We start from the raw sequence: 20,996 nt of genomic DNA, 5'->3' as shown, positions 1-20,996 counted from the left end.
TCGTGCGCCGTCCGTCCGGCGCTCGCGGGCGGCGAGTTCCGGGATGACGGGTGATAGTGGACGTGTGCCAGTCTTCCCCCGTCACCTCAGGGAGGCCCGTTGACCAGGACGGTCGGCGGTTCGCGCGTGGTGATCGTGATGGGCGTGTCGGCAGCCGGGAAGTCCACCGTCGGGGCGCGGCTCGCCGACTGGCTCGGCGTGCCGTTCCTGGAGGGCGACGACCTCCACCCCGCGGCCAACCGCGCGAAGATGGCATCGGGCCGGCCCCTCGACGACGCCGACCGCGAACCGTGGCTCGAAGCGCTCATCGCCTGGATCCGCGCGACCGCGGCGAGCGGAAACGGCGGCGTCGCCACCTGCTCCGCGCTCAAGCGCGAGTACCGCGACCGGCTGCGGGCCACGGGAGCGGACCTGTGCTTCGTCTATCTGGCGCTCGACCCCGAGGTGGCCGCGGAGCGGATCGCCCATCGCACGAAGCACTTCATGCCGCCGAGACTGCTCGCCTCCCAGTACGGCGTCCTCGATCCGCTGGAGCCCGAGGAGCCGGGCGTCACCGTCGACGCGTCCGGCAGCGAGGAACAGGTCGTGGCGGCGGCGCTGCGCGCGGTGGCCGGGCAGGACCGGTAGCCCGCCGCCCACCGCGCCGAACGGCCGGCGGTGGCCGCAGCGACTCCCGCCCCAGGAGGTGCGGATGCTCCTGATCCACTTCCGCATGGTGATGCCGTCCGCTCTCACCCAGCAGGTCGTCGACTCTGAACGTGGTCGTCCCGGTGATCGTCGGCCTGCCCACGCCGCGTGTGCAGCAACGTCTGTGGCGGCGCGCAGCCCGTCGTGCCGCCGTACGGCCGCAGGGCCGGCGGAAGGCCGGCATCCCGCCCCTGACCAGCCCGTACGGTGCGAAACTGGTTCGGCGGGCCGGAGCCGGGCCCGCGGCTTACGCTGACCGGAGGGGGTGCATTCGGGTGAACCGCACGCCGAAAGGGGCGCCCCGATGGACGACTACCCACTCATCGAGAACCACGGTCTGATCGGCGATCTGCAGACGGCGGCCCTGGTGACCACGGACGGGACGGTCGACTGGCTCTGCCTCCCTCGGTTCGACTCCCCCAGCGTGTTCGGTGCGCTCCTCGACAAGGACAAGGGCGGCCACTGCACGGTCCGGCCCCTGCACGCGGCGTACGCCACCAAGCAGTTGTACTGGCCCGACACCGCGATCCTGGTGACCCGGCATGGGGCACCGGGGCTGGCAGTCGCTGCTGACGAACCTCGACTGGCTGGTCGACCACTGGGACCAGGCGGGCGAGGGCCTGTGGGAGACGCGCGGCGGCCGCAAGAACTTCACCTACGGCCGTGTCATGTCGTGGGTGGCGTTCGACCGCGCGCTGCGGCTCGCCGAGTCGAACGGCCGGCCGTCGGCGTCCGCGCGCTGGAGCGACGAACGGGACGCGATCTACGAACAGGTCATGACCAAGGGGTGGAGCGAGGGACGGCAGGCCTTCATCCAGCACTACGGCAGTGACGTGCTCGACTCCTCGCTGCTGCGCATGGCGACGGTCGGGTTCCTCAGCCCCGAGGATCCGCTGTGGTCGTCGACCCTCGATGCCATGGAGGAGAAGCTGGTCAGCGACAGCCTGGTCTATCGCTACGACCCCTCGGCGTCGCCGGACGGCCTGCGCGGCTCGGAGGGCACCTTCTCCCTGTGCACGTTCATGTACGTCGACGCCCTGGCCCGCGCGGGACGGACCGAGAGGGCGCGGCTGGTGTTCGAGAAGATGATGGGTTACGCGAACCATCTGGGCCTGTACTCCGAGGAGATCGACCCGACGGGCCGTCAACTGGGCAACTTCCCACAGGCGTTCACCCATCTCGCCCTGATCGATGCGGGCCTCACCCTGAACGACGCGCTCGACGGGCAGTAGTCGGGAGCCGGTTCAGCCGGCCGGGGGCGCGGGGCCGAGGAGCACGAGGGTGTCGCCCTCGGCGGTGGGGACCGGCACCGGTCCGGTCGTCGGTTCCAGCCGGCCGTCGCGCCGTACGACGAACAGGGTGTCGTGGCCCGGCGGGAGCGGCGCCGACGCGGGCTGCACATGGAAGCGGGCCCCGCGCTCGTGGTGGCCCGCCACGGTGTGGCGCAGGAGTGCGGGGCCGAAGAGGGTGTCGCCGGCGGCGTAGGGGCGACGACGCCCCCGCTGTCGGGTGGCGGGCCGACGCGGTGGACGGGGCCCTCGACGCTGTCCTCGAGGACGACGGCGGCGAGCGCGTTGAAGTCGTCGTCGTCCGTGAGCAGGAAGACCGAGGTGACGCCCTCCAGCCTGGCCTGCGGATCGGTCACCGCCCCCATGAGTTCACCCGCGGCCAGTTCGACGCCCGCGTCCTCGATCCGGGCCCTCTCGCGAGCGCCTCCCGCCCACATCAGCACGTCGATACCGGCGGTGCGCAGCGCCCGGGCGAGTTCGACGACCCAGGCATCGCCGCCGACCAGGAGCGGGCGGGCCCGTGCGGGGCGGGTGACACCGAGCCGCGCGGCCACCGGCCGTGCCGTGAGCGAGTAGACGACGACCGTCCCGACGATCACCAGGAAGGTCACCGGAAGGATCTTGTCGGCGCCGCTCAGTCCCGCGCCGGTGAGCGAGGCGGAGAAGGTCGTCGCGGTGGACGCGGCGACGATGCCGCGCGGTGCCATCCAGCCGACGAACGCGCGTTCACGCGCCGCGAGATCGGTCGTGAGGGTGGACAACAGGGCGACCAGGGGTCGGACCACCAGGACGAGGGCGGCCACGAACGCGAAGGTGGGCAGCAGCACCGGAACCACGGAGTCCGGGGTCACGGTGGCCGAGATGGAGACGAACAGCAGACCGATGATCAGCTGGACGAGCGTCTCAACTCGAAGGACAGCACGGTACCGGTGACGACCCCGATCGCGAACTGGACCGCCATGACCGCCGACCACCGCCGCGCCAGCAGCAGCGCGGCCGCGTCGCCGCGGCGCAGGCCGTAACCGTGCATGATGAGTGTGATCAGCGGCAGCGCCACGCCGAAGGGCACCAGGATGATGTGCGAGGCGAGGGTGAACGCCATCATCGATCTGGCCGGGAGCAGCTGCGCCGGCGCGTCCGCCGCCAGCAGGGCCGTGTAGTGCATGTGCGGGTCTCCGGGGGCCGACGCGAGGTGGAGGGGGTCAGCCGCCGGTGGCGAAGCCCGGGAAGAGGGTCATTCCGCCGTCCACTTGGGGGCTGTCGCCCATGGCGACCACCGTCCTTGCCTCCGCGGTCTCCGGACACCGCCGGGACCGGCCGCAGCTCGTGCCCCTCTTCGAACGTACGCGTCGCGCGGCCCGGCGGCACCCGGAACCGGCCGCGTCCCGGCACGCTCACAGGACTGCGATCGGGTTCACCGGGGAGCCGGTGGCCGCAGGCAGCCGCAGCGGCGCCACGACGCACAGGAAGTGCCGGCGGCCCAGCTGTTCGCAGGCCGGTACCAGTTCCTCGAAGTCCAGGTAGTCCATGAGGTGCAACCCCAGGGCGTTCACGGCGAGTACGTGAACCGGGAACGGGACCTCGGCCACAGGGCTGGGGGCGGTGTCATTGTTGCCGTCCGACCCCAGGAGGGCCACGCGCCGCTCGGCGAGCCAGCGCGTCGCCTCCGGATGCAGGCCCGCCCGCGCCTGTGCCGCGTTCCAGGGACCGAGGGTCCGGCGCCTGCGGCGATGCCCGACGCGCACGAACAGCAGATCGCCGGGGCCGACCGTGACATCCTGGGCGGCCTCGGCGGCCATGAGGTCGTCGGTGGTGACGTCGTCGCCGGGCTCCAGCCACGGCACCCCGCGCAGGCGGGGGATGTCCAGGAGGACGCCCCGTCCGACGATGCCGTCCCGCACGAGGTCGAGCGAGAGCGCTCCGGCGCCGCCCGGTGTCACCGTGCTCGCCGGGACACCGCCGTGGAGTTCACCGTCGTAGATCACATGGCACAGCGCGTCGAGATGGCTGTCGGCGTCCCCGTGCACGTTCATGGCGAACCGGTCACGGGCGAAGTGCAGCCCTGGCGCGTCGATCTCCTCAGCGGTGGGTGCCGTCATCCGGTGGGACGCGGGCTCCGGGTCGTCCGGTCCCGCGACGGTCTCGATGGGGGCGGCCAGCGACACACTGAGTCCACTCCGCACCTCGCCTGCGGCGGCCACCACCCGCTCGGGTGTCAGATGCCGTAGCGCTCCGCGCCGGTCGTCCGGGCCGTCGTACGCCTGCGCACACAGCCGGTGGTACAGGGCCACGAAGTCCGCCTCGGACATGCCCCGCGGCTCGGCGTCGCGCGAGATCGCTGGATCCGGGTGCCGGCTCATGGTGACCGATGGGACGACTGCCGGGCGCTCACCGTGGCGGGCGGGTCGACGTCGGCCCGGTCGCGTTCGTACGAACCGTCACGTGGGCTCCTCCTCGTCGGCGCAGGCTCTGCCTCCAATGTCGGCCCGCGCCGCCGGCTACGCATCCCGGCAGTCGTCGGGCGTGGCCCGCCACCCGGGTTCGAGCCGGTCGAGAAGAAGACCGTAGGCGGTGGTGGCGCGCTCCCAGTCGCCGGTGGCCAGGGGGACGAAGAGGAGCCCGAAGCCCGCGTCCACCAGGACGGTGGCCTCGTGCGCGGCGCGCTCCCCGGACAGGCCCAGACCTCGGAGCAGGCCGGCCACGAGGTCCGTCCACTCGGTGAGGAGATCACGCATGAGCGGACCGTAGCGATCGGGGTGCAGCAGGCTGGTCGTCATCATCTCAAGGTAGAGCGGCAACGCGGCGCGCAGGTCGGGGCAGCCGAACTGCCGCCACATCCCGTCGAGCAGGCGGCGCAGACCTGCTGCGTCCTCCGGTGGACCGGCCGCGGCCACGGCCTCGCGGATCCTCAGGAGAGGTCGCCGTTCGTCGATGGCGAGGGCCTCCGAGACCAGTCGTTCCTTCGTGCCGAAGTAGTACAGGAGCATCCGGTCGCTCGTGCCCAGGGCGCGCGCCAGGGGGCGCAGGGACAGGTCGGAGAGTCGCTGTCACTCCTCGCGCGCTTCGGCCGGTTCGTCCACGGGCGGCACCGAACGCCCCTCGGGCAGCAGCTCGACCGTCATGAAACCCACCACCGCCGCGAGGATCACCACGGGAATCATGTCGGCGCTGCCCAGCAGCAGGACGATCAGCACCACACTGCTCACCGGAAGCCGCAGCGCGGCCGCGGAGGCGGCGGCCATGCCCGCCGCCAGTCCGGGTACGACTCCCAGCCCGGGCAGCGGAGCGAGCAGCACACCCGCCGCGGCTCCGAGGAACAGCGCCGGGAAGATCGGGCCACCGCGCAGACTGCCGAGGCACAGCGCGTACGCCGCTCCCTTGCACAGCAGTACGGCGACGAGCGCGCCGACGCCCCAGGCGTGGGGGTCGGCGGCCAGCAGGGCCAGCGGGGCCTGGCCCGAGGAGGCCACGTCTTCCGGCGACCGGTCGACGGCCAGCGTGTAGACCGCGGCACACGCTCCGGCGGCCAGGGCACACAGCAGCGTATGGACGACGGGCCGTCGGGCGACGAACGCCGCGGCCAGGCGGCCCGTGGACAACAGCAGGTGGACCACGACGGCGATGGCGACGGCCATCAGCACCGACCACACCACGTCCCCGGCGTCGAGGTGCGGGAACGGGACTCCCAGCGTCAGTGACAGGCTGCCCGTCTGCAGTCCGGTCCAGCGGCCGAACCCGGTGAACACCAGCGCCCCGATCCCGCTGGACAGCAGCGCGGGCAACATGACCACGAACAGTTGCGGGCCGCCCACTCCCGCCACCTCGATGAGGATCACCGCGCCGATCAGTGGATTGCCGAAGATCACGGACAGGGCCGCCGCGGCACCGGCCGCGCCCAGGAGCGCCTTGCTCCGCGGAGTCATCGGTGCACGCGCCAGGTCCGCGAAGAGCAGGGCGAGGCCGCCACCCAGCGCGATCAGCGGGACCTCCGGGCCGAGCGTTGCACCGAGGGGCAGGCTCGCGGCGGCGGCGAGGATCACCCCGGGCAGGGCGGCTGAGGACATCCCCCCGGAATGCAGCCCCGAGGCGGGAACGTGCCCGCCGGCGCCCGGCAGATACGCGACGACGAGGCCGACGATCACGCCCGCGACGGCCAGCAGCGGCAGCGGCCACCACCACGGAGGCGTGTCCCAGCCCAGGTCCTCCGGCAGCCCTGACCACAGCAAATGTTCCAGCTCATGGAGCCCGGCGAGGAACCAGAACGCGATGAGGGACACCGGGATGCCGATGAGCGCGGAGAACGCGAGGGTTTTCTGGTACGCCGGATTGCGCAGCAGATCGCGCAGTCGGTCGGCCTCTTCCGGCTGCGTGCCGACCTCGGATGCGGCGGAGGGCTCCGGCTCCCGCACGGCCCCGTTCCTTCCGCGTCAGCCGAGGACCTGGCGCTTCTGGGCCTCGAACTCCTCCTCGCTGAGCACTCCTCGGGCCTTGAGGTCGGCGAGCTCCTTCAGCTGGTCGATCTTGCTGGTGATGTCGTCGGCGACGGGCTGTTGCGCCGTGGGCTGCTGTTGCGGTTCGGGCGGAGCCGGGGCGGCCTGCTGCTGGGCGTGTTGGCGCTCCTGGTCCTGCTGGGCCCAACGGCCCGCCTGGCGTCGCGACACACGGTTGGACACCGCGGTGGCCGTACCCGAGATCACGGCGGTGCGGGCGACACCGCGAAGGAGTCCTGGCATGCTCACTCATCTCCCAAGTGATCCGTGCGGACGCACGGCACACGGCCGGTCGCGTTCTCGCACGGCCGTTTCTTCAGGCGGCGGCCACGGGTCCGCTCGGCGGCGACGTCGATTCGGTCGCATCCAGCGACGCGAGCAGCGCCTGCACGGAAATGCGCCCGCTCGCCACCATCTGGGCCCCGCTGCGGCGCAGCGCACGGGCCAGCGGCGCGGCCCACACGTTCTCGTAGACGATGATCGCGGCGGAGTTCCCGGGCTCCAACGCGGCACCGGCCTCGTCCAGGTCGCTCTGGTCCAGCAGCCCGGAGGAGGCTCCTTCGAACACCGTCAGGTCGAGCTCGTCCCCGATCTCCTGCATCTCCAGCGCACCGACCGTCCCGTCGGTCTCCTTGCGCAGGAAGACGAGGTCGATGATGCGGATGATGCCGCTCTCGACCAGATCGATGAGCAACGGGAAGGCCTCACCGGTCATGCGATTGCCGGGGAACTCGATGATCACGTAGTCGACCGGCCCCATTTCCTCGAGGTCCTCGTTCATGGCCACTCCTCGGAGGCGGTTGTGGACCCGGGCCGGCGCCCAGGACGTCGGTCGCGAGCGGCGCAACCGGAAGGACGGCCCCTTCAGCCATTGCAGCACTGGGCCCAAGGCCCCGCACTTCCAGGAGAGGGAGGTGCGGGGCCTTGGGCCGGTGCCGTCCGGAGGGCTGCCGGTCCACCGCCACGAGCAGCCACTGCGGGTCGGCGTGAGCGATGAAGGAGGGCTGTCCTGCCACGTCGTCGTGCGGGAATTCGCCGGCGAGGCGATTGATGGCGTTGTCGTGCCAGAACTTGGCGTCGTGGTCGGCCGGCACGGCCTTGTAGTGCCGGCCCGGGTCGGCCTGCTGATCCGCCGGGAGCGTCGCGACGTGGCGGTCGAGTGCGGCGCACCTGTTCGGGTTGCGGGCCAGGGACGCGGCGCAGCCGAAGATGTCCGAGGCGGCCGCGTTCACGCCGGCCGACGGGGCGTAGGCGGTGAAGTAGTCGGCGTTGGCACCCCGCGTGGCTGAGAGCGTGCTCTCCCCGCGTTTTTACCCCCGCCGGTACCGCGGTCGGCAAGTGAAGGAGAAACGGGGGGTGTTGGGGTTCGAGCGCGGCATTGCGACCGGTTCCGAGACGCTCGGCCGCGCCGACGAGTCCGGCTCGTACAGGTCTTGCAGTCCGCCGGCGGTTCCGTAGGCTGACCGCCACACCTCACCCCCGCAGAGGACCGTATGCCGACCATCAGACTTGTCACGTTCCTGACACGCTTGGGCGTGGCCTTCGCCCTGCTGTCGACCGCGGCACCCACCGCCGTCGCCGCCACCGTCTCCGAACCCACCGCTCGGACCTCCGCGGCGGACGCCTGGCAGCCTCCGTTGTCCACCCGGGGCCGTTACATCGTCGACGCCCGGGGACAGCGCTTCAGACTGAAGGCGGCCAACTGGGACGGCGCCCAGGGGTCGTGGACCGGCAGCGGCGACGTCGCCGATCCCGCCAACCACCACGCCGGCCAGAACTCCTACGGCATACCCCTCGGCCTCGACCGTGCCCCGCTCCCCCAGTTGCTCGCCGACTTCCGTCAACTCGGCCTCAACAGCATCCGGTTGCCGTTCTCCGACGAGATGATCCACACGACGGCGCGGTACCGGACGCCGCCGTGGCCGCCAATCCCCAGTTGCGCGGGAAGACGCCCCTGCAGGTCTACGACGCCGTGGTGGCGGCACTGACCGGGGACGGGTTCGCGGTCGTGCTCAACAACCACACCAACACCACCCGTTGGTGCTGCGGCATCGACGGAAACGAGCGGTGGAACAGCAGCCAGTCCACCCAGCAGTGGGCTGACGACTGGGTGTTCATGGCCCGCCGCTACGCCGATGACCCCCGTGTCGTCGGCGCCGATCTCTACAACGAGGTGCGCCGCGACGTCCTGGACGACCCCAACTGGGGCCTGGGAGACGGCCACGACTGGTACGCCGCCGCCCAGCTCGCCGCCGACCGTATCCTCACCGAGGCCGATCCCCGGCTGCTGATCGTCGTCGAGGGCATCAACTGGACCGGCCTGCCCGTGGACGGACTGCCGCACGACCGGCCCACGCTCACGCCCGCGCGCACGCTCTCGCACACACTCGTCGACGCGCACAAGCTGGTCTACTCGGCCCACTTCTACGGCTACACCGGCCCCCGGCACAGCGGCGCCACCGGGATCGGCGAGACCCACGACCCCCGGTACCAGGACCTGACCCGCGACCAGCTGTACCAAGTCCTGCACGACCAGGCCTTCTTCGTCACCGAGGAGGGCCGGCACTACACCGCGCCCCTATGGATCAGCGAGTTCGGCATCGGAGCGGGCGAGACGGGAACGGCCGCCCGGACCTGGTTCGGCAACATCACCGACTACTTCGCCGACCACGACACCGACTTCGCCTACTGGCCGCTCGTCGGCTGGGAGGGCCACGACGACTGGGCTCTGCTGCGCTACGACTCCGCGGGGCGACGGTACGGCATCCTCGACCCGGGTGACTGGCGCGCAGGCGCCTGGGACCACCTCGTCGGCTCTCCGACGCTCACGGAGTCCGTCGCTCCCGTACCGGTCTGGCGCATGCTCACCACGGACCACGGCGACCACGTCGAGTCCCTGCGGGTCCGGGCGGGCGGTGACTGGGATGCGGGGGCGTACAAGGCCGCCTGCCCCGACGGCCTCCGGCTGATCGGCCTCAGTCACAGCGGCGGCCGCGGCCTGTGCACCGACACGAACACCGGCGACCTGTGGGCCACGGGCACCGCACAGACCGTCGTGACCGACGAACGGTACGTGCCCGGGGGCGGCGACTGGGCCAGTGGGTACACCAAACTCCAATGCCCCGCCGGGCAGTTCGTCATCGGCTACAGCCGTCGCGGCGAACGGGTGTCGGCGGCCCTGTGCGTGCCCCCGCGGGCCGCGCTGGGCTCCGGCGGGCGAACCGTCTGGTTCGACCGGTCCGACAACCGGCCCTCCGACACCGCCGGCGACGACTTCGCCCACGGCCACTACAAGGGCCAGTGCGCCGCCGACGAGTACGCCGCCGGCATCGCCTTCACGACCCGCCTGGGCAGCAGCACCGGCCCCGCCGCGCTGCTCTGCAGCCCGCTGCGGTCCTGAGGACGGACGCGATGGGCCCATGAGGCGCGCGTGGCCTCGCCCGGCCGCTCAGGCGGATCCGGACGCGCTCGTGGCTGCTGCGGGCCGGCGTCGAGCGCGAAATGCCGCCGCAGCGCGCCTGGTTCACCGGGCAGAACGCCGTCGTGGGCTTCCTCGCGGCTCGGGTCCTGCGGCCGGGCAGGTGGCGAGTGCCCCCCACGCCTGTCAACGGCCGGCCCGCGGTGATCGTCGACGAGCATGTGGGCGGCGGCCGTCACGAGGCGCACGGCGTACAGATCCTCCCCCTCGTCGGTCCACGGATCTCCCGCATCACGGCGTTCAACAACCCGGACCTGGTGCCCGTCTTCCGGGACACGGCCGTACGGACATCCTGCCCCTGTGCGTGCCACCGCACACCGGACACCGCACGGGCGGCAGGAGCGAAGGGGGTCCCGGACAGGGCGCGGCAGAAGCTGGTCTTCCGCGCGGACCGGGAAGCGGTGACGACACCGCTCATCGACTGCGCCATGAGCCGTCCCGAGACCGACGGCGACAGGGTCGCCCTGTTCGGCCACAGCCTGGGCGGCTGCCTCGTCGCACGCGCCGCGGCCTTCGAGCACCGCGTCGCGGGGTCAGCCCCGTACGGCGAATGCGGCCGCGATCACGTCGCGTCCCGCGCCGCCCGCCAGCAGCAGACGGAGCAGGACCCGTGCCTTCCACGGGTCGAGCATCCCGCCGTCGATCAGACCCCTGGACAGCAGATCGGTCTCCGAGCCCGGGGAACGGTAGGTGTCGCGCAGGACGGAACCGCCGCCGGTCCGTGAGGTCAGGACGACCGGGATACGGTCGGCCAGGGCGCCGAGGCGGGGGGCGAGGGCGCCCGCGACGTGCCCGACCCCGAATCCGGCGACCACGAGCCCCTGCCGGCCGCGTGCGAGGTCGTCGACGAGTGTGCCGTCGTCGTCGAGGACCGCGGTGTACACGGCGACCCGGTTGGCGGCCAGGCGCTGGGGATCCGGCCGGTACGGCAGCGGCTCGTGGCGCGGCGGCACGGTCAGGATGCGTACGCGGTCCTCGACGACATGGCCCAGCGGGCCGGTGTCGGGCGAACGGAACGTCGCCGTGCTGGTGCTGTGCGTCTTGCGTACCCGACGGGCGGCGTGGACCTGGTCGTTGAAAGCCACCAGCGCGCCGAGCCCGCGGGCTTCCGGGGCGATGGCGACACGCACCGCGGCGAGCACGTTCGCCGGTCCGTCGGCACCGGCGAGCGAGGTGTTGCGCATCGCGCCGGTCAGGACGAGGGGCTCGGCGTGCGGCCACACGAGGTCGGCCAGGAACGCCGTCTCCTCCAGCGTGTCCGTGCCTTGCGTGACGACCGCTCCGGCGGCACCCTCCGCGACCGCGCGCGACGCGGCGGCCACCACGTCGAGCACATCGGTGAAGGTCAGGCCTGAACTGGGTACCGCGCGCACGTCCTGGACGTCGATGTGTGCGCCGAGTCCGTCCAGGCCGGGCACCTGGGCGGTGATCTGTTCGCCGGTGAGTCTGGGGGTGCCGCCCGCGACCGAGATAGTGCCGCCGAGCGCGAAGAGCGCCACCCGCATCCGTACTCCCCCGCACAGTGCCCGGCGCGGACGCCGGCGGCGGCGCGCGCCGCCACCCTACAAGGTCACTCCGTCGGGGAAGGACGGTACCTCAGGGACACCAGCCCGGGGTCGGCTCCGGGACCGGCCGAGACCAACTCCCAGGACCGGGAGGGGGTGCCGGGACGGTGGAACGTGGCGCCGTCCACGAAGACGGGGACGACGGTCAGGCTCAGCTCGTCGACGAGTCCGGCGTCGACGAGCGTCTGCCCGAACCGGCCGTGGCCGTAGACCATCAGATCCTGGCCCGGGGTCCGCTTCAGCCCGGTCACGGCTTTCGCGGGGTCGCCCGGGACGACGCTTGTGTTGTTCCACCCGGCGTGCTCGAGGGTGTTGGAGAAGACGTACTTCCTCATCGCGTTGATGTGCTCGGCGTAGGGGCCGGAGGCGGCCGGCCACTGGCGGGAGAAGATCTCGTAGGTGCCGCGGCCCATGAGCAGGGCGTCGCAGCGCCGGAGGATCTCCAGGGAGCGGGCCGCGCTGCCGTCATGGAAGTACGGTCCGGCCCAGGTCAGCGGTTCTTCGACGACTCCGTTCAGCGACACGAGGACGGCCTGCAGGAGCCTTCGGGAGGTCTGTTCGTTCGGCTTCATACCAGTGTCGACCGCCGGCGGGCCCGAAAGGAATCGGTGTCCGGGCGGTCCCTTTCGCTCGCCGAGCCCGCACCCACCGGCCGGGGAAGCCGGACCTCCCGCGCCTCTATGCCGTGGTGAAGCGGAATGCGCCCGTACCGCTGCCCAACGTCAGCCAGACGTGCTGGTCCTCCCTGACCAGGCGCAGGGCGATGTAGGCGCATCCGGGGCAGCGGGCGGTCAGGCCCGGATCGGGGCCGTAGACGTGCAGCTCGGCCAGGGTGCCTGTCTGTCCGCACTCGGGGCAGCGCCACCAGGCGGTGGTGGGTTCCACGGAGAGAATCTCCGAGAGCGGGCCGGCGAGGCAGTTGCCGTCCCGGTGAGCGGCGGTGTCTGCCATGAGCTCCTCCGGAGTGGTGGTGGGCGACGGGTCAGCCGAAGCGTTCGGTGCGGATGGTGGCCGGGTCGAGTCCCATGCCGGTCAGCAGGTCGCCGACCACCTCGACGAAGGCGGTGGGGCCGCAGACGTACACGGGGCTGGTGGGCTTCAGCCGTGCGGCCGGTCCGGCCAGGTCGGCGGCGGTGATCCGGCCGGGGAGGCGGTCACTGCCGGGCGGGGCCTTGCGCGTGTGGATGATGCTCACGTCCAGCGACGGGTCGTCGTCGGTGAGCAGGCTGCGGTACCAGACGTCCTCGGGCGCGCGCACTGAGTACAGCAGGTGCAGGGGGCTGCGTGAGCGGACCCGCCGGTGGGCGCCGATCATCGCGGCCAGCGGGACGACGCCGGAGCCGCCGGCCACGAGCAGTGCGGGCTCGGTCTGCGCGGGCCGCCACACGAACCAGTTGCCGAGGGGCCCGCGCACCTCGACGTCCGCGCCGACCGGCAGGGCGTCGGCGAGATACAGCGAGACCTCCCCGTCGGGCACGGACTGCACACCCAGCTCGATGCGCTCGCCGTTCGTCGGTGCGGCGAGGGAGTAACTGCGGACGGCCTGGTAGCCGTCGTCGGCGGTGAGCCGTACGTCGACGTGCTGGCCGGGGAGATGTCCGGCCCAGCCCGGCACCGAGAGGACGAGCGTGCGGGCGGTCGCGGTCTGCGCGTGGCGTTCCAGGAGCCGGGCCGGGCGCCAGGTCAGGGCCATGGTCAGTCGCCCCAGTTGCGCTGCTCGCGACAGGGATCGCCGTAGTTGTGGTAGCCGACGCTCTCCCAGAAGCCCGGCTCGTCCTCCGGCGTCAGGCGCAGGCCGTGCACCCACTTGGCCGACTTCCAGAAGTACAGGTGGGGCACGAGCAGCCGGGCGGGGCCGCCGTGCTCCGGAGACAGCGGGAAGTCGTCGTAGGTGTGGACGATCCAGGCCTTGCCGTCGAGCAGGTCTTCCAGCGGCATGTTGGTGGTGTAGCCGCCGTAGCTGCTGACGACGGCGAAGTCGGCCGCCGTCTCGACGTCCTCGAGGAATGCGTCGAGGGGCACGCCGCGCCACCGTGTGTCGAACTTCGACCAGCGGGTCACGCAGTGGATGTCCTGCACTGTCTCCTGCTGCGGCAGGGCCATCATCTGGTCCCAGGTCCAGCTGTGTGTCGCGCCGAGTTCCGTGGTGACGGTGAAGGCCCAGCTGTCCGTGGGCACCTTCGGTGTCGGGCCCGCGGACAGCACGGGGAACGACTCGGTCGGGTACTGGCCGGGGGGCAGCCGGTCGGCCAGGCGGCGGCCGCGCCCCTGGAAGCCTGGTGAGAAGGAAGTCACGACGTCATCTCCTGAGCACGTCCACCACCGTCACGTGCGAGGTTCGGCATCCAGTGTCGAGGGGCGGCGGGCATTTCACCACTCGGCCGCACGGATTCACCGCTCGGTCGTGGTGACCGGCCGGCCGGCCGTAAGGGTTCGCCGGCCGGGGGTTCACCCTCTGGTCGGACGGGGCGGGAACGTCGCGGCGTCCCCGCCCCGCCGCGCCGGCGGGCGTCCGCGATCGGGCGGATCAGGCGGAGTGCAGCGCCGCGCGCAGCGTGCTGACGGCCTGGGTGATGGCGGCCTCGGCGGCGTGGGTCTCGCGCAGGGCGTTGAGCATCACGAAGTCGTGGATGATGCCCTGGTGGCGGACCGTGGTGACCGGCACGCCGGCCTCGCGCAGCTTGTTCGCGTAGGCCTCGCCCTCGTCGCGCAGGACGTCGGCCTCGCCGGTGATGACCAGGGCCGGGGGCAGACCGGTGAGCTGCTCGATGGACGCGCGCAGCGGGGACGCGGTGATCTGGGCGCGCTCCGCCGCGTCGGTCGTGTACTGGTCCCAGAACCACTGCATGCCGTCGCGGCGCAGGAAGTAGCCGGTGGCGAACTGGTGGTAGGACGCGGTGTCGAAGCTCGCGTCGGTGACCGGGTAGAACAGCACCTGCTGCACCAGCGGGATGCCGCCGCGCTCCTCGGCCATCAGGGTCAGCGCGGCGGACATGTTGCCGCCGACCGAGTCACCGGCGACCGCGATGCGGCTGCCGTCCAGCCCCTTGCTGCCGCCCTCCTCGACGACCCAGCGGGCGACCGCGAAGTTCTGCTCGATGGCGACGGGGTAGCGCGCCTCCGGGGAGAGGTCGTACTCGGGGAAGACCACCGCGGCACCGATGCCCACGGCGAGCTCGCGCACGAGACGGTCGTGGGTGTGGGCGTTGCCGAACACCCAGCCCGCGCCGTGGATGTAGGCGATCGCCGGGAGGGTCCCCTCGGCGCCGACAGGCTTGACGATCCGTGCCCGGACGGTGCCCGTGGGGCCGCCCTCGACAGTGATCCACTCCTCGTCGACGTCCGGCTTGGCGATCTCACCGGACTGCACCTCGTCGAGCGCCTTGCGCACAGGTCGCGGAACCGCAGCAGGTCCGACGAGTCGCCGTCCGTCAGCAGCCGATAGCCGCCCGCCTCGCGCACCAGCCACCGGCCCATGGCGCAGGCCGGCAGCCCGGGTTCGAGGAGGCGCCGCAGCAGGCCCACATGCCGGCGGACGACGTTGACCGCGCTGTGCGGCGGCCGGGCGCCCCACAGTACGTCGACGATCTCGCTCACGGTGACCGGACGGCCCGCCCCGGCGAGCAGCAGGGCCAGCAGAGTCCGCTGCTGCGGCCCTCCCTCCCCAGCTCCAGCTCCGTGCACCCCCTCCAGGCCCGTACAGGCCCGAGAACTGTGAACCGCACCGGCTCCAGCGGCGCTCCGTCCCCCTCCGGTTGCTTCCCCGACCTCGACTCTACGTCGCCTGGGAAGTTACCGGGAGTTACGGGTGCCGCCGACGCCGTTGTCGGGAGCCTCAGTACTTCTTCGCTCCGGCCACGATCGCCTCACGGATGCGGTGGTAGGTGCCGCAGCGGCAGACGTTGCGGATCTCGTCGAGGTCGACCTCGCCGATCTCGCGCCCCTCGTCCCGGGCCTGGCGCACCTTGGCGACGGCGGTCATGATCTGGCCGGGCTGGCAGTAGCCGCACTGGGCGACGTCGTACTCGAGCCAGGCCTCCTGCATCGGGTGCAACTCCGCGCCGACGGTGGCGGGCAGGCCCTCGATGGTGGTGATCTCGTCGTCCGCCCTGATGTCCTTCACCGGTACGGAACAGGGGTTGAAGGCCTTGCCGTTGATGTGGCTCGTGCAGGCCTGGCACACGCCGAGCCCGCAGCCGTACTTCGGTCCGGTCACGCCCAGGACGTCCCGAAGCACCCACAGCAGTCGTACATCGTCCTCGATGTCCACGGTCACGGGCTTGCCGTTGAGGATGAAGGTGTGTTCGGGCACGTTGGCTCCTAGTAGGCGCGGTCCAGTCCGTCCGTGGGCGACGCGGGGACGGGCGGGGAGACGGGCAGGGGCTCGAAGCCGAGCGGCTCGGCGTGGTTGATCGGGAACTCGGTCGGCATGGTGCCGGTGGCGCGCCCGTAGGCACAGGCCACGGCCGCTGCCGCGCCCGCGACCGCCAGTTCTCCGGCGCCGCCGGGCTTTCCGGTGGTCGGCGGCATGACGACGATCTCGAGCTCGGGCGGTGTGTTCCACTGCCGGGTGTAGAAATAGTTGTCCCAACTGCCCTCCGCGAAGTGCCCGTTGTCGAGGTGGAGACCCGAACTGAGCGTGATGGCGATGCCGTCCATGACGCCGCCCATCATCTGGGCCTCCAGACCACGGGGGTTGACGGGCAGGCCCACGTCGACGGCGCAGACGACCTTGGTGACACGGGGACCGGTGTACGCGTCGGGGATCTTGCGGCCGGTCGTCTGCGGCCGGCAGTCGATCTCGGCGAGGACCGCGACGAACGCGTGGTACTCGGGGTGGATCGCGATGCCCTGCGCGGTGCCCGCAGGCATGTTCCGCCCCCAGGAGCCGACTTGGGCGACCTTGTCCAGGACGGCCCGCGCCCGCGTGTCCTTGAGGTACGTGCGGCGGAACCGGTAGGCGTCCTTCCCCATGTGCTTCGCCAGTTCGTCGACGATCAGCTCCTGCGCGCACCGGACGTTGGGCGAGTAGATGTTGCGCATGGCACTCGTGTTGAAGCCGTTGTCGGTCTCGTTGAGCAGCTGGGTGACGACCCCGAAGTGATAGGGGGTCTGCTGGGTGAGCGCGAAGATCGTCTCGGAGAACGCGAGGCCGGCGACGGGCAGGCTTGCCGCCTCGGCGGTAATGATCTCTCCGACGCCGTGGCCGAAGTCGGTGGCCACGGAGGTGTGGTGCTGCTGGTAGGTCAGCACCTGGCCCAGCGCGTAGGTGGCCCGGGCGCGCGAGGTGGCCATGGGGTGGGTGCGGCCGTGCCGGAAGTCGTCGGTGCGGTGCCACATCAGTTTGACCGGCTTTCCCATCTTCTGGGAGATCTCGGCGGCTTCTTCGGCGGCGTCGTAGAACAGCCGGCGGCCGAAGGAGCCGCCGCCCTCGGTGACGTGCACCTTGACGGCGGTCACCGGCAGACCCAGCTTCAGCGCGATCTGCTCCTGCGCGGTGATCGGCGTCTTCAGGCTCCCCCAGATCTCGGCCGAGTCCTCGCGGACGTCGGCGACGGCACAGTTGGTCTCCAGCGCGCTGTTGCTGGCGAAGTGGAAGGTGAAGCGGGCGTCGACGGACTTGGTGAGCAGGTCCAGTGCCGGGAGCGGGAGTTCGGCCTTGCGGAGCTCCTCGCGGATGGTGGCGTCGGACTTGCCGTCCTCGGGTCCCGGCCCCCACGTGACCCGCAACGCCCGGACGGCGTCGATGCACTGCCCGAAGGTACGGCCCCGGACGGCGACGCCGGTCGAGACGGTCACCACGTCCGTGACGCCGGACATGGACCGCACCTCGTCCAGGTTCTGCACCGAGCGGACCGTGCCGTTGATCGTCGGCGGCCGGCACACCATGGCCGGCAGCGCACCGGGCACCTGGAGGTCCATCGCGTACTGCTTGCGGCCGGTGACGGCGTCGAGCGCGTCGATGCGTGACTGCGCGGTGCCGATGACCTTGAAGTCGGCGGGCTCCTTGAGGGCGACCGAGACCTGGGTGGTGCTCGTCGCGGCCGCCTTCTCGGCCAGATCGCCGTAGCTCAGACTCCGGCCGGACACGGTGGACATGACGACCCCGGCCTTCGCGGTCAGGATGTCGATCGCCTCGCCCAGTTCGAGGGCCGCCGCCTTCAGGAGGCGGCCGCGGGCGACGGCGGCCGCGACCCGGATCGGCGTGTACATGGAGATGGTGGTGTTCGATCCGGCGGTGACCTGGTTGAACACCAGTTCCGGCCGGGCATCGGCGAGCGAGACGCGGACCATGTCCAGGGGCAGGTCCAGCTCCTCGGCGATGAGCATGGCGCTGGAAGTGGTGATGCCCTGCCCGACCTCGGCCCGGGGCAGCGCGAAGGAGGCCGTGCCGTCCGTCTCGAGGCGGATCGTGATGAGGTTGGCGGTGAGCAGGGCGGCGTGGGTGAGCATGTCGTTGAGGTCGTAGATCTCGGCCGGCCCCGGCACGGAGGGCACCACCGCGGCCGCCTCGGAGGGGGCGACGACGTTCTCGCCCAACTGGGCCGCCACGGTCAGGGTCGAGGCGGCGACCACGTAACCGAGGAATCTTCTCCGTCCGATGCCGTCCGGGCCGACGTCGGCCTCGTGCGGTCGCGGCTGGCGGTGAACTCCCATCAGCTGTCCTTCCCGACCACGAAGTGGGGTGCGCGTTGCTGCACCGCGAAGCGGGCAGGCGGACGCCCTGCGTGGCGGGCCCATTCGCCTCGTTCACAGCGGAAACCGACTCTGCACGCTGGGAGTTCACGGCGGAGGATCTCCCGGGCATCTCCTCCTAAGTCTCACGCCACTTCACATATGAAGCCGCAGGGGAGCGCTACCGCCGAAGCCTCTCGGAGGCGGCCGGGCGGGGCCCACGTCCCGGGCTCCTGAGCCGTTTGCCTCAACTGCGCCAACTCCACGGCGGCCCCGGGAAATTGAGCGCCAGCCTGATCACGGGTGACGCGTGGACCGGCGGTCGTCGACGTAGACCGGGCCGACCCCCCTGAACCATGGCGCAGCCGCCCGCGACGAGTCACGGTCGGGGGATGCCGGGCCGTGCGGCACACCGAGCCCGACGGCGTCGTGTGCGTCGCTCGACCCGCTGTCCCCCGGGCTGCACCCGCGTCAGGCTTTGTCGGACCGGATGCCCGGCGTGCCGAAGTGCGCACAGCCGTCCTGAGCGACCGCGCCGGGCTGCGCGTGGAGTTCGCCGAGCGCTCCGGATCCGCTCCCGTCACCCACACCGACCCCTTTGCCGCCACCGCCGCCCAGACCTTCACCCACCTCGCCCTGGAGGTGACCGACCTGGACGCCGCCTCCGCCCGGCTCACCGGCGAACGCGGCGCGGGCCACGTGTCACCGCCCGCCCCGGCGTCACCGGAGGCATGCGCTACGCGTACGTCCACGACCCGGAGGGCAATCTCGTCGAGCTGATCGAGACCTCGGCCGCCGATGTGTGACGACTCCGCACCCGGAACGGTGAATGACCGGCCGCGTCGCCGCGATGTCTCACACCAGGAGTCGGTTCAATGAAAAGATCCTCGACAGTCCGGACTGCGGAGGGATGCCGATGGAACTGCACAGTCACGTATGGGGAACGGGTGACCGGGTCGCCGCCCTCGTTCACGGGATCATGTCGGACCACAGAACCTGGCGCCGAGTGGGACCGGCGCTGGCGGACAAGGGCTACCGCGTCATCGGTGTCGATCTGCGCGGGCACGGGGAGAGCGGGCGCGGCGAGTACGGCGCCGAGAGCTGGGCCGACGATCTGGTGGAGACCCTGCCCGCGCGGCCGGACCTGGTTCTCGGGCACTCGCTAGGCGCGATGGCGCTCGCGCTGGCCGTCGAGCGGCTCGCTCCCGCACGAGCCGTCTACTGCGACCCCGCGTGGGCGCTGCGGCAGGAGGCCGGCGCGGGCGCCCGGCGCTTCACCGCGTTCAAGGACGCGACCCGGGACATGATCGTCGACCTCAACCCACGCTGGGACGAAGCCGACGTGAACATCGAGCTGGCCACGCTCGCGGCCTGGGATCCGCGGACGGCCCACGCGCTCGCCGACGTGTACGCGGTCGACCGTACCCCCGCACGGCCACTGGTGCCGTCACTGGTGCTGGTGGCCGACCCGAGCTCCCTCGTGTCCCCCGGGATGAAGGACGAGTTGACGCGGCGCGGGTTCGAGGTGCGGACGGTCCGCGGTGCCGGGCACACCCTGCATCGCGACGACTTCGACGGCTTCCTCGGCGCGCTGGACGGGTGGATCTGAGGCCGGGGATGACGGTGGGCCGTCCGGCCGGCACAACTGCCATGAGCAGGCGTGCGACTTGAGCCCGTACGACGTCGCCCACCGGGTGTGCGCCGAGCGGCCCGACGCCATCGGCCGCGCGGGCGACCTCCCGGCCCCGGCTGCCGCCGCCGGTGGCCCGCGGAAGGGACCGTGTCCTCGGTGCCGAGTGCCGGTGCCTCGTGCCCCGTACGGAGAGAGGTCCCCATGTCCCGACTTCCACGCCTGGCCGGTGTCACCACGGCCGCTGTCGCCCTCGGCGTGCTCGCGTCGGCTCCCGCCCTGAGCGTCGAGCCGCCGGTGTCGGACCCGCGTGTCGTGGCCCGCTTCGACCTGGCCGGCCGGCAGACACCGGACAACATCACCCTCGAGCGGGACGGCTCCGCCGACGTCACCCTGGCCTACGCCCGTCAGGTCGCGCACGTCACCCAGGACGGGCGGCAAAGGATCCTGGCGACCCTGCCGCCCGAGGCGAACCCGCGCACCCCACTGGTCGGCGACGCCGTGGTCCTCGGCATCGTCGCCGCGCACGACGGCACGCTCTTCGTCACCTACGCCACCGGGACCGCCAAGACCGGCGTCTGGCGCATCGGCCCCGGCGGCGGCCGGAAGCAGATCGCTCAACTGCCCGCCGACGGGCTGCCCAACGGCCTGGCCCTCGACGAGCGCCGGGGCCTGCTGTACGTCGCGGACTCGGTGCTGGGCACCGTCTGGCGCATCCCGCGGCAGGGCGGCAAGCCGTCCGCGTGGGCCAGGGCGGCCGCGCTCGAACCCGGTTCCGGTTCATCGAGCGGCCTCGGCGCCAATGGCGTGAAGGTGCACCGGGACGCCGTATGGGTGTCCAACACCGACGGGGGGACGCTGCTGCGCATCCCCGTCCGGCCGGACGGGGATGCGGGCCCGGTCGAGACCCGGGCGAGCGGTCTCGACGCGATCGACGACTTCGCCTTTCCCGGCCCCGGGAGCACCGTCTTCGCAGCGCTGGTCGCGAGCAACCAGGTCGCTCTGGTACGGCCCGACGGCACCCACACCGTGGTCCTCACCCAGCGGGACGGCCTGTCCAGCCCGACCTCCGTCGCCGTACGCGGCCGGACCGTCTACGTGCCCAGCGCGGCCTACTTCACGAAGTCGCAGCCGAACCTGCTGCTGGCCCATCTGCGCAGGCAGTTCAGCCGGTAGCCGTCG

At 71.8% G+C, this 20,996-nt stretch carries 18 protein-coding genes and 6 pseudogenes; 7 read left to right on the top strand and 17 right to left on the bottom strand.

From position 1 onward, the window contains the following. The first annotated feature begins 99 nt into the window (after nucleotides 1-99). From IEZ19_RS21445 to IEZ19_RS21440, 3 genes and pseudogenes are all read left to right on the top strand, one after another. A complete protein-coding gene (locus IEZ19_RS21445; RefSeq protein WP_229840519.1) occupies nucleotides 100-627 on the top strand; it encodes a gluconokinase in 528 nt (175 codons plus the stop codon). Between the two features lie 364 nt (nucleotides 628-991). Continuing rightward, nucleotides 992-1,171 (top strand): annotated as a pseudogene (locus tag IEZ19_RS50800) (trehalase-like domain-containing protein); the annotation flags it as partial. A 61-nt stretch (nucleotides 1,172-1,232) separates the two neighbouring features. Continuing rightward, nucleotides 1,233-1,919, top strand: a pseudogene (locus IEZ19_RS21440) (glycoside hydrolase family 15 protein); the annotation flags it as partial. On the opposite strand, the gene IEZ19_RS21435 reads toward IEZ19_RS21440, so the two are convergent. The 8 genes and pseudogenes from IEZ19_RS21435 to IEZ19_RS53510 all read right to left on the bottom strand — a co-directional run bounded on the left by IEZ19_RS21435 (nucleotide 1,832) and on the right by IEZ19_RS53510 (nucleotide 7,698). Beyond that, complete coding sequence (locus tag IEZ19_RS21435; protein ID WP_189312852.1) at nucleotides 1,832-2,827, bottom strand: cation:proton antiporter; 996 nt, start codon at nucleotides 2,825-2,827, stop codon at nucleotides 1,832-1,834. The pseudogene IEZ19_RS21440 and the gene IEZ19_RS21435 overlap by 88 nt on opposite strands. A 56-nt stretch (nucleotides 2,828-2,883) precedes the next feature. After that, nucleotides 2,884-3,141 (bottom strand): annotated as a pseudogene (locus tag IEZ19_RS21430) (cytochrome ubiquinol oxidase subunit I); the annotation flags it as partial. A gap of 229 nt (nucleotides 3,142-3,370) precedes the next feature. Further along, complete coding sequence (locus IEZ19_RS21425; RefSeq protein ID WP_189312937.1) at nucleotides 3,371-4,285, bottom strand: cyclase family protein; 915 nt, start codon at nucleotides 4,283-4,285, stop codon at nucleotides 3,371-3,373. A 189-nt stretch (nucleotides 4,286-4,474) separates the two neighbouring features. Continuing rightward, nucleotides 4,475-4,963: a TetR/AcrR family transcriptional regulator gene (locus IEZ19_RS21420; RefSeq protein ID WP_189312851.1), complete on the bottom strand. Its 489-nt coding sequence runs from the start codon at nucleotides 4,961-4,963 to the stop codon at nucleotides 4,475-4,477. A 60-nt stretch (nucleotides 4,964-5,023) separates the two neighbouring features. Beyond that, complete coding sequence (locus IEZ19_RS21415) at nucleotides 5,024-6,385, bottom strand: chloride channel protein (protein WP_229840517.1); 1,362 nt, start codon at nucleotides 6,383-6,385, stop codon at nucleotides 5,024-5,026. An 18-nt stretch (nucleotides 6,386-6,403) separates the two neighbouring features. Continuing rightward, nucleotides 6,404-6,709, bottom strand: a complete 306-nt coding sequence (locus IEZ19_RS21410; protein ID WP_189312850.1) for an SHOCT domain-containing protein — start codon at nucleotides 6,707-6,709, stop codon at nucleotides 6,404-6,406. 73 nt (nucleotides 6,710-6,782) lie between these two features. Next, the gene (locus IEZ19_RS21405; RefSeq protein WP_189312849.1) at nucleotides 6,783-7,247 is read right to left on the bottom strand and encodes a DUF6325 family protein; all 465 of its coding nucleotides are present in this window, start codon (nucleotides 7,245-7,247) and stop codon (nucleotides 6,783-6,785) included. Continuing rightward, nucleotides 7,171-7,698 carry a beta-1,3-glucanase family protein gene (locus tag IEZ19_RS53510; RefSeq protein ID WP_189312848.1) on the bottom strand — a complete coding sequence of 176 codons (528 nt, stop codon included), beginning with the start codon at nucleotides 7,696-7,698 and terminating at the stop codon, nucleotides 7,171-7,173. Before IEZ19_RS53510 ends, IEZ19_RS21405 begins: the two co-directional genes overlap by 77 nt. A gap of 261 nt (nucleotides 7,699-7,959) precedes the next feature. Here IEZ19_RS53510 and IEZ19_RS21395 point away from each other — a divergent pair. Next, a pseudogene (locus IEZ19_RS21395) lies at nucleotides 7,960-9,866 on the top strand (glycoside hydrolase family 5 protein). Between the two features lie 611 nt (nucleotides 9,867-10,477). Here IEZ19_RS21395 and IEZ19_RS21390 read toward each other — a convergent pair. From IEZ19_RS21390 to IEZ19_RS21350, 9 genes and pseudogenes are all read right to left on the bottom strand, one after another. After that, the gene (locus IEZ19_RS21390) at nucleotides 10,478-11,449 is read right to left on the bottom strand and encodes an asparaginase (RefSeq protein ID WP_189312847.1); all 972 of its coding nucleotides are present in this window, start codon (nucleotides 11,447-11,449) and stop codon (nucleotides 10,478-10,480) included. 65 nt (nucleotides 11,450-11,514) lie between these two features. Then, nucleotides 11,515-12,081 (bottom strand): dihydrofolate reductase family protein, encoded by a 567-nt coding sequence (locus IEZ19_RS21385; protein WP_189312846.1) that lies wholly within the window; start codon nucleotides 12,079-12,081, stop codon nucleotides 11,515-11,517. A 106-nt stretch (nucleotides 12,082-12,187) separates the two neighbouring features. Then, on the bottom strand, nucleotides 12,188-12,460 hold the full coding sequence (locus tag IEZ19_RS21380; RefSeq protein WP_189312845.1) for a DUF6510 family protein: 273 nt from the start codon (nucleotides 12,458-12,460) through the stop codon (nucleotides 12,188-12,190). Between the two features lie 31 nt (nucleotides 12,461-12,491). Next, a complete protein-coding gene (locus tag IEZ19_RS21375) occupies nucleotides 12,492-13,202 on the bottom strand; it encodes an FAD-binding oxidoreductase (protein ID WP_189312844.1) in 711 nt (236 codons plus the stop codon). Nucleotides 13,203-13,204: 2 nt separating this feature from the next. After that, a complete protein-coding gene (locus tag IEZ19_RS21370) occupies nucleotides 13,205-13,804 on the bottom strand; it encodes a molybdopterin-dependent oxidoreductase (protein ID WP_189312843.1) in 600 nt (199 codons plus the stop codon). A gap of 232 nt (nucleotides 13,805-14,036) precedes the next feature. Continuing rightward, a pseudogene (locus IEZ19_RS21365) lies at nucleotides 14,037-14,909 on the bottom strand (alpha/beta hydrolase); the annotation flags it as partial. Continuing rightward, a pseudogene (locus IEZ19_RS54180) lies at nucleotides 14,900-15,234 on the bottom strand (AfsR/SARP family transcriptional regulator); the annotation flags it as partial. The pseudogenes IEZ19_RS54180 and IEZ19_RS21365, both read right to left, overlap by 10 nt. Nucleotides 15,235-15,344: 110 nt before the next feature. Then, a complete protein-coding gene (locus IEZ19_RS21355; protein WP_189312842.1) occupies nucleotides 15,345-15,821 on the bottom strand; it encodes a (2Fe-2S)-binding protein in 477 nt (158 codons plus the stop codon). Between the two features lie 8 nt (nucleotides 15,822-15,829). Beyond that, nucleotides 15,830-18,166, bottom strand: coding sequence for a molybdopterin cofactor-binding domain-containing protein (locus tag IEZ19_RS21350; protein ID WP_189312841.1), 2,337 nt, complete (start codon nucleotides 18,164-18,166; stop codon nucleotides 15,830-15,832). Between the two features lie 525 nt (nucleotides 18,167-18,691). Between IEZ19_RS21350 and IEZ19_RS21345 the strand changes: the two genes are divergently transcribed. The 3 genes from IEZ19_RS21345 (at nucleotide 18,692) to IEZ19_RS21335 (ending at nucleotide 20,990) form a co-directional block, all read left to right on the top strand. Beyond that, entirely contained in the window at nucleotides 18,692-18,964 is a 273-nt protein-coding gene (locus IEZ19_RS21345; protein ID WP_229840514.1) for a VOC family protein, read from the top strand. A gap of 136 nt (nucleotides 18,965-19,100) precedes the next feature. Continuing rightward, the gene (locus IEZ19_RS21340; protein WP_189312840.1) at nucleotides 19,101-19,793 is read left to right on the top strand and encodes an alpha/beta fold hydrolase; all 693 of its coding nucleotides are present in this window, start codon (nucleotides 19,101-19,103) and stop codon (nucleotides 19,791-19,793) included. 225 nt (nucleotides 19,794-20,018) lie between these two features. Beyond that, nucleotides 20,019-20,990 (top strand): SMP-30/gluconolactonase/LRE family protein, encoded by a 972-nt coding sequence (locus tag IEZ19_RS21335; RefSeq protein WP_189312839.1) that lies wholly within the window; start codon nucleotides 20,019-20,021, stop codon nucleotides 20,988-20,990. The last annotated feature ends 6 nt before the right edge of the window (nucleotides 20,991-20,996 follow it).

The organism is Streptomyces brasiliensis, from assembly GCF_014647875.1.
GTDB classification, from domain to species: domain Bacteria; phylum Actinomycetota; class Actinomycetes; order Streptomycetales; family Streptomycetaceae; genus Streptomyces; species Streptomyces brasiliensis.
Note: the sequence above shows the minus strand (reverse complement) of the source record. Positions and strands in the feature narration are given on the sequence as shown.

Coding starts and splice junctions, on each gene's coding strand:
- IEZ19_RS21420 (WP_189312851.1), bottom strand. CDS start 4,963: ATGCTCCTGTACTACTTCGGCACGAAGGAACGACTGGTCTCGGAGGCC.
- IEZ19_RS21410 (WP_189312850.1), bottom strand. CDS start 6,709: ATGCCAGGACTCCTTCGCGGTGTCGCCCGCACCGCCGTGATCTCGGGT.
- IEZ19_RS21390 (WP_189312847.1), bottom strand. CDS start 11,449: ATGCGGGTGGCGCTCTTCGCGCTCGGCGGCACTATCTCGGTCGCGGGC.
- IEZ19_RS21340 (WP_189312840.1), top strand. CDS start 19,101: ATGGAACTGCACAGTCACGTATGGGGAACGGGTGACCGGGTCGCCGCC.
- IEZ19_RS21385 (WP_189312846.1), bottom strand. CDS start 12,081: ATGAAGCCGAACGAACAGACCTCCCGAAGGCTCCTGCAGGCCGTCCTC.
- IEZ19_RS21350 (WP_189312841.1), bottom strand. CDS start 18,166: ATGGGAGTTCACCGCCAGCCGCGACCGCACGAGGCCGACGTCGGCCCG.
- IEZ19_RS21380 (WP_189312845.1), bottom strand. CDS start 12,460: ATGGCAGACACCGCCGCTCACCGGGACGGCAACTGCCTCGCCGGCCCG.
- IEZ19_RS21405 (WP_189312849.1), bottom strand. CDS start 7,247: ATGAACGAGGACCTCGAGGAAATGGGGCCGGTCGACTACGTGATCATC.
- IEZ19_RS21335 (WP_189312839.1), top strand. CDS start 20,019: ATGTCCCGACTTCCACGCCTGGCCGGTGTCACCACGGCCGCTGTCGCC.
- IEZ19_RS21375 (WP_189312844.1), bottom strand. CDS start 13,202: ATGGCCCTGACCTGGCGCCCGGCCCGGCTCCTGGAACGCCACGCGCAG.
- IEZ19_RS21425 (WP_189312937.1), bottom strand. CDS start 4,285: ATGTCCGAGGCGGACTTCGTGGCCCTGTACCACCGGCTGTGTGCGCAG.